This is a genomic window from Candidatus Hakubella thermalkaliphila, assembly GCF_013281975.1.
Classification (GTDB): domain Bacteria; phylum Actinomycetota; class Humimicrobiia; order Hakubellales; family Hakubellaceae; genus Hakubella; species Hakubella thermalkaliphila.
This window is the reverse complement of the sequence record NZ_BLRZ01000370.1, coordinates 1-795: the sequence shown is the minus strand read 5'-3', so window position 1 is coordinate 795 and position 795 is coordinate 1. Positions and strand designations below refer to the sequence as shown.

Annotated in this window: 1 protein-coding gene; it reads right to left on the bottom strand. The window is 51.2% G+C overall.

What is annotated here, in order from left to right; all coding sequences use genetic code 11:
- On the bottom strand, positions 1 to 795 hold a 795-nt coding region (locus tag HW443_RS12215), incomplete at both ends, for an ATP-dependent metallopeptidase FtsH/Yme1/Tma family protein (RefSeq protein WP_176238334.1).

Sequence of the window (795 nt, the reverse complement as noted above, 5' to 3'; positions counted from 1 at the left end):
CAGCAATTAAAATTACCGTATCATGGACATCGAAGCCGTCCATCTCCACCAGAAGTTGGTTCAAAGTCTGCTCCCGCTCATCATGCCCGCCACCCAGCCCGGCTCCCCGATGTCTACCCACCGCATCTATCTCATCAACGAAGATTATGCAGGGTGCATTGGCTTTGGCCTGTTCAAAGAGATCTCTGACCCGGGAGGCGCCCACGCCTACGAACATCTCCACAAAGTCCGAGCCGCTTATAGAAAAGAAGGGAACTCCGGCCTCTCCTGCTACGGCCCTGGCCAGCAGAGTCTTGCCAGTACCGGGTGGACCATAAAGAAGAACTCCTTTGGGAATCTTGGCCCCCAGGGACTGAAACTTGGCCGGACCTTCCAGAAATTCCTCTATCTCTCTTAGCTCCTCCACTGCTTCATCCACTCCGGCTACATCTTGAAAAGTAACGCGGGGCTGGTCCTTGGTAAACATCTTGGCCCGACTCTTGCCAAAGGACATGACCTTGTTTCCACTGCCCTGCATCTGTTGCAGGAAGAAAAATAGCAGTCCGAACATGATCAGGAAAGGAAGGAAGGAAGAAAGGAGAGACCACCACAGGGACTGATTCTGGGGATCTATCTGAACCTCTACTCCATTCTTGAGAAGTATATCCGAAAATTCATAGCTCTGAGGGTAGCTGACCCGGAATTTGGTACCGTCCTTGAGAGTACCAAGAATAGTCTGATCTTTGTCCTTGACCGTAACCTTCTCCACATTGCCCTGAGTCACTTCCTCCTCAAAACGGTTAAGGGTAAAATCCT